The following is a 5,780-nucleotide window of genomic DNA, read 5'->3' on the forward strand; positions in this document are numbered from 1 at the left end:
CGGCTGCGGGGCCGGGGGCCGGCCGGTCCTGGCCGGAGGAAGGGCGCGGGCCGGGGCGGCGGCTTCGATGGCGAGCTTGCGGCGGCCTTCGAGTGCGTTGGCGCGGCCGGTCTCGGCGGCGGCGTAGCGGCGCAGGAGGGCGGCGTGCTCGTTGCGCAGCGCGGCGAGTTCGGCGCGCTTGGCGCGGACCTTGCGGGCGAGTTCGCTCCGCTGCTCGCGCGATTCCTCCAGCTCCGTCTCCAGTTCGGCCACGCGTTCCTCGTGCCGCCACTCGTCGGCGCCGCGCGCGCGGTCGAGTTCGGCGACGCGCAGGCCGGCGACGCTGTCCCAGCGGCGCATCACGACGGCGCCGGTGACGGCGGCGACGGCGGCGAGGAGCACGAGCCCGCGCAGGACGAGCGCCTGGCCGCTGAACCAGGAGGCCCCGGCCCCGAGCACCGCCACCACGGCGATCGCGGTGGGCGGCAGCAGCCGGTGCAGTGGTGGGGAGTGACGGTGACGTCCGTGTGGCATGGCCAGAAACTTACCGCGCGTAGGCAATTTACGGAGCCCCGGCCGGAAACATGTCAGCCCGTCAGATAAAGAAAAGCCCGAAGCCCGCACGAACGGACCGGGAAATTCCGCATGCACGCGCCATCGGGCGCCTTCCGGAGGCACGCGGGACCCGCCGCACGGCACCGGCACGGCACGCGTACGACGGCTCACCGGCCGGCTCGTGACCGCGCCCGCGCAGCGGCTCGCACCGCGCACGCGCAGCGGCTCGCACCGCTCCCGTACGACGGGCCCCGCGCCTCCGGAATTCCGCTCAGCCCTTCACGAGCCCCTTCTCCTTCAGGTAATCCGCGGCGACGTCCTTCTCCTTCAGCCGTTCCGCGTCGACCTTCCGGTTGAGTTCCACGAGATCGTCCGTCGTGAGGGTCTCGTTGAGCTTGTTGAGCGCACTGGCTATCGCGGAGTCACCCGCGTCCTTGGCGTTGACGACGGGAATGATGTTGTCGGCGTTCTGGAGCTTCTTGTCGTCCTCCAGGACGACGAGTCCGTAGCTCTCCAGCGTCGCGTCGGTCGTGGTGGTGAGGGCGAGCTGGTCCTTGCCGTCCTTCACGGCCTGCTTGGACTGCGGGGTGCCGACGCCCTTGGGGTCGATTCCGGCCACGTTGATGCCGTACGTCTTCTTCAGGCCGGGGGCGCAGAAGGGGCGGGTCGCGCACTCGTCGCCGGCGGCGACGGTGACCTTCTCCTTCGACTTGCCGAGGTCGGAGAGGGTCTTGAGCTTGTGCTTCTCCGCGTAGTCCTTGGTGACGACGAAGGCGTTCTGGTCGACGGCCTTGCCCGCGTCGAGGACCTTGAGGCCCTGCGGCTCGGCCAGCTCGCGCAGCGCGGCGACGGTCGCGTCGACGTCGCTGGAGGCGACGGGCTTCGCGTCCTCGCCGTTCTTGGCGTGGTTGAGCCACTCGGCGAGCGTCGCCGCGTACTCGGGCACGACGTCGATCGAGCCCTTGCGCAGTTCGGGCTCGTACACCTCGCGGTTCTGCACGGTCTTGACCGTGGTGCTGTACCCGGCGTCCTTGAGGACCCCCGCGTACAGCTCGGCCATGACCTTCGCCTCGGTGAAGCGGGCGGCGCCGATGACGAGCGAGCCCTTCTTGTCCCCTCCGTCGTCGTTCTTGCTCGCGGAGGAGCCCTTGTCGTTGTCCTCCAGGCTGTCGCCGCCGCACGCGGTGAGTCCCGCGGCGAGTGCGGCGGTGGCGAGCACCGCTCCGGCCAGCCGCGCGCGATGCGTGTTCCTGCTCATGTCGAGGTCTCCTTCATCGGTTCACAGAGGTGTTCGCAGAGGTGTTCACAGGGGGTGTCTCGTGGCACGGGGTATCGCGAAGTCGGTGGGGTGCGGGCGCGGGTGGACGGGTCTCAGGCGGCGGCCGGGGCGGGCTCCGTGCTCGTCCCCGTCTCGCCGCCCGTGCCGTCCTGCGTGGTCCTGCCGCGCCGGTGCCGCATCGGGTCCGCCCACCGTCCGGCGAGCACGAGGAGCCCTTCGACGAGCAGCGCGAGGACGGCGACGAGGAGGGCTCCGGCGACGACCTGGGAGGTGTTCTGGAGGTTGAAGCCCGCGGTGATGACGCGGCCGAGGCCGCCGCCGCCCGGTATCGCGGCGAGGGTCGCGGTGGCGACGGTCTGCACGGCGGCGCTGCGTATCCCGGTCATGAGGAGCGGGAAGGCGAGGGGCAGTTCGACGCGCCGGAAGACCTGGCCGCCGCTCATGCCCATGCCGCGCGCGGCCTCGACGACGGCGCGGTCGGCCTCGCGCATGCCGATGTAGGCGTTGGTGAGGACGGGGGGTATCGCGAAGAGGACGAGTGCGATGAGCGTCGGCGTCTCGCCGTGCTCTCGCAGCGGGGTGAGCGAGAGCAGCGCGAGGAGGGCGAGGGTCGGTATGGCGCGGCCGATGTTGGAGATGTTGACGGCGAGGGCGCCGCCCTTGCCGAGGTGGCCGAGCCAGAGCGCGACGGGCAGGGCGACGAGGCAGGCGACGAGCATGCTCAGCCCGGTGAAGCCGAGGTGTTCGAGCAGGCGGTGCTGGATGCCGGCGTCGCCGCGCCAGTTCTTTCCGGCGCCGAGCCAGTCGAAGGCTCCGGTGAGCGCGTTCATATCGCCTCCGCGGGCGCCGGGTTCGTACGGGAAGCGGCGCGACGCGCCTTGCGGGGCACGCGGCCCGCGCGGGTCCACGGGGTCAGGAGGCGTTGCAGGCCGAGGAGGAGCAGGTCGGCGGCGACGGCGAGGACGACGCACAGCACGGACGCGGCGAGCACCTGCGCCTTGAAGGTCGTGTCGAGGCCGTCGAGGATGAGGGAGCCGAGGCCGCCGTAGTCGACGATCGCGCCGACGGTGGTGAGCGCGACGGTGGAGACGGTCGCGATGCGGACGCCGCCGAGCACGGCGGGCAGCGCGAGGGGCAGTTCGACCTCCCACAGCAGGCGCCAGGACCCGTACCCCATGCCGCGCGCGGCCTCGCGGGCCTCCTCGGGGACCGCTTCGAGCCCGGCGAGGATGTTCCGCACGAGGATCGTCAGCGAGTACAGGACGAGGCCCGTCACGACGAGCGCGGGGGAGAGCCCGAAGACGGGCAGGAGCAGCGAGAACATCGCGAGCGAGGGGATCGTGTACAGGATCGTGGTGACGCCGAGGACCGGGCCCGCGAGCGGCTTGTAGCGGCGGGCGAGGACGGCGAGCGGGAGCGCGACGGCGAGGCCGATCGCGACCGAGACGACGGTGATGAGCACGTGCTGCACCGTCGCGTCCGTCAGTTCCTGGCTGCGGGTTCGCAGGTACTCCCCGCAGATCCACTCGTTCGTGACCAAGCAGTTCTGTCCGCTCATGCGCGAGCCCACCTCCTCCGGTCCTCTGTCGCCCCCGGACCTCCCGAGAACAGCCGTCCGACTACCCGCCGGCGCGCACGCCAACCCCGCCGCGTCCGTACCGTGACCGAGCCGTGGGCGGCTCGTGCGCCGGGCGCGCGGGCCGCCGTCACACGGCCCCGCCCCCGTCCGCGTTCGCACACGTGGTCGATCTGCCGCGAACCCTAACCCGCGCCACTGACAATCCCCCGAACTCTTCGCCGCGCTGTGGCATTCCGGCAACGGGGGGCAACACTGGAGACATACGACCGACCACAATGGGGACCCATGATCCGGTTCGAGCACGTCAGCAAGCGCTACGAGGACGGCACCACGGCCGTCGACGACCTGTCCTTCGAGGTCACGGCCGGTGAACTCGTCACCCTCGTCGGCCCGTCCGGCTGCGGCAAGACCACGACGATGAAGATGGTCAACCGGCTCATCGAGCCGACGGCCGGTCGCATATTCCTCGACGGCGAGGACATATCCGGCATCGATCCGGTCGAACTGCGTCGCCGCATCGGCTATGTCATTCAGCAAGTGGGCCTGTTCCCGCACAAATCGGTCCTCGACAACACGGCGACCGTGCCGCACCTGCTCGGCTGGAAGAAGGCGAAGGCGCGCGCCCGCGCCGCCGAACTCCTCGATCTCGTCGGCCTCGACCCGTCCGTCTACGGCGACCGCTACCCCGAGCAGCTCTCCGGCGGGCAGCGCCAGCGCGTCGGCGTGGCCCGCGCGCTCGCCGCCGACCCGCCCGTCCTGCTCATGGACGAGCCGTTCGGCGCGGTCGACCCCGTCGTGCGCGAGCGCCTCCAGTCCGAGTTCCTGCGCCTCCAGGCCGCCGTGCACAAGACGGTCCTCTTCGTGACGCACGACATCGAGGAGGCGGTCCGGCTCGGCGACCGCATGGCCGTCTACGGGGCGGGCCGCATCGAGCAGTTCGACACCCCGAGCACCGTCCTCGGCGCCCCGGCGACCGAGTACGTCGCGGACTTCGTCGGCGCCGACCGCGGCCTCAAGCGCCTCTCCGTCACCCCGATCGAGCCCGGCGACCTCGAACAGCCCCCCGTGGTCCGCCTCGGCGACCCGCTGGCCGAGGTCTCCGGGCGCCTGCGCGCCGAGGACGCCCGCTGGGCCGTCGTCCTGGACGAGGCGGGCGCGCTGCGCGGCTGGATCGGCGGTACGGAGGACGAGGCCGACGCGGCGTCGCGGACCGGCACCGTCGCCGACCGCGTCCGCCGCATGGAGGCGTGGCTGCCGGTCGGCGCGACGCTCAAGCAGGCGTTCGCGACGATGCTCCAGCACGACGCGGGCTGGATCGCCGTGACGGACCCGGACGAGGGCGACCGCTTCCTCGGCGTCCTCACCCCGGCCCGCCTCCACGAGGCCCTGCGCCGCTCGACGGCGGCCGACGCGCGCGACGTGGCCCGCGCGGAGATCGCCCTGGAGACGGTCAGCTCGGTCTGACGGGGGCGGGACGGGGCCCGGGGCCGGGTGAGGCGGGGCCGGGTGAGGCCCGGGCCGGGTGAGGCGGGGCCGGGCGGGGTGCGGTCCGAGGCGGGCGGTTGGTACTACGGGGCCACGGGCCTCCCGCGCCGCCTCCCCCGTACGCCCCCTGACCAGCGTCGGCGCGCCGGACCCGCGCGTCCGCGCGCCCGCTCCCGCGCGCGTGCAACGCCTACCCTGGGCGCCATGAGTACGTTGCGTGGGCGCGGTCGCGTCGAGGGTCTGCCCGAGTGGGACCGGTGCGCGGTCATGGGGGTCGTCAACGTGACGCCTGATTCCTTCTCGGACGGGGGACGCTGGTTCGACACCGAGGCCGCGGTGAAGCACGGCCTCGAACTCGTCGCGCAGGGCGCCGACCTGGTCGACGTCGGCGGCGAGTCGACGCGTCCCGGCGCTTCGCGGGTCGACGAGGCGGAGGAGCTGCGGCGGGTCGTGCCCGTCGTGCGGGCGCTCGCGGCCGAGGGCGTCACGCTGTCGGTCGACACGATGCGCGCGCGGGTCGCCGAGGCGGCGCTCGACGCGGGGGCGCACCTCGTCAACGACGTGAGCGGCGGTCTCGCCGACGCCGCGATGGTCCCGATGGTCGCCGCGACGGGCGCGCCGTTCGTCGTGATGCACTGGCGCGGTTTCAGCGAGGACATGAACGCGCGCGCCGTCTACGCGGATGTCGTCGGCGAGGTGGTGGGCGAGCTGGAGCGGCGCATGGCGGCGGTGGTCGGGGCGGGTGTCGCGCCCGAGCGGGTCCTGCTCGACCCGGGGCTCGGCTTCGCGAAGGCGACCGAGCACGACCTGGCCCTCCTCGCGCACCTCGACCGGCTCCGCGCGCTCGGCCGCCCGCTCCTGGTGGCCGCGTCCCGCAAGCGGTTCCTCGGCCGCGTACTCGCG

5 protein-coding genes and 1 pseudogene are annotated in these 5,780 nt (G+C 72.8%); 2 read left to right on the forward strand and 4 right to left on the reverse strand.

Annotated elements, in window-relative coordinates:
* The 4 genes and pseudogenes from G3I42_RS26080 to G3I42_RS26095 form a co-directional block, all read right to left on the reverse strand.
* Positions 1-513, reverse strand: a pseudogene (locus G3I42_RS26080) (hypothetical protein); the annotation flags it as partial.
* Positions 514-805: 292 nt separating this feature from the next.
* Positions 806-1,792, reverse strand: a complete 987-nt coding sequence (locus G3I42_RS26085; protein ID WP_164289888.1) for an ABC transporter substrate-binding protein — start codon at positions 1,790-1,792, stop codon at positions 806-808.
* A gap of 113 nt (positions 1,793-1,905) precedes the next feature.
* On the reverse strand, positions 1,906-2,643 hold the full coding sequence (locus tag G3I42_RS26090; protein ID WP_164289890.1) for an ABC transporter permease: 738 nt from the start codon (positions 2,641-2,643) through the stop codon (positions 1,906-1,908).
* Positions 2,640-3,371 carry an ABC transporter permease gene (locus G3I42_RS26095; RefSeq protein ID WP_164289892.1) on the reverse strand — a complete coding sequence of 244 codons (732 nt, stop codon included), beginning with the start codon at positions 3,369-3,371 and terminating at the stop codon, positions 2,640-2,642. Before G3I42_RS26095 ends, G3I42_RS26090 begins: the two co-directional genes overlap by 4 nt.
* Before the next feature lie 306 nt (positions 3,372-3,677).
* Here G3I42_RS26095 and G3I42_RS26100 point away from each other — a divergent pair, with 306 nt between their 5' ends.
* Together G3I42_RS26100 and folP are read left to right on the forward strand one after the other, a co-directional pair.
* A complete protein-coding gene (locus tag G3I42_RS26100) occupies positions 3,678-4,856 on the forward strand; it encodes a betaine/proline/choline family ABC transporter ATP-binding protein (protein ID WP_164289894.1) in 1,179 nt (392 codons plus the stop codon).
* A 225-nt stretch (positions 4,857-5,081) separates the two neighbouring features.
* The coding region (gene folP, locus G3I42_RS26105) for a dihydropteroate synthase (RefSeq protein WP_164289896.1) at positions 5,082-5,780 on the forward strand (699 nt) is incomplete at its 3' end.

Origin of the sequence: Streptomyces sp. SID11385 (assembly GCF_010548245.1) — a bacterium.
Lineage (GTDB): Bacteria > Actinomycetota > Actinomycetes > Streptomycetales > Streptomycetaceae > Streptomyces.

What these genes read in the sequence shown, in the direction of transcription:
- G3I42_RS26085 (WP_164289888.1), bottom strand. Translation starts at nt 1,792, where the DNA reads ATGAGCAGGAACACGCATCGCGCGCGGCTGGCCGGAGCGGTGCTCGCC.
- G3I42_RS26090 (WP_164289890.1), bottom strand. Translation starts at nt 2,643, where the DNA reads ATGAACGCGCTCACCGGAGCCTTCGACTGGCTCGGCGCCGGAAAGAAC.
- G3I42_RS26095 (WP_164289892.1), bottom strand. Translation starts at nt 3,371, where the DNA reads ATGAGCGGACAGAACTGCTTGGTCACGAACGAGTGGATCTGCGGGGAG.
- G3I42_RS26100 (WP_164289894.1), top strand. Translation starts at nt 3,678, where the DNA reads ATGATCCGGTTCGAGCACGTCAGCAAGCGCTACGAGGACGGCACCACG.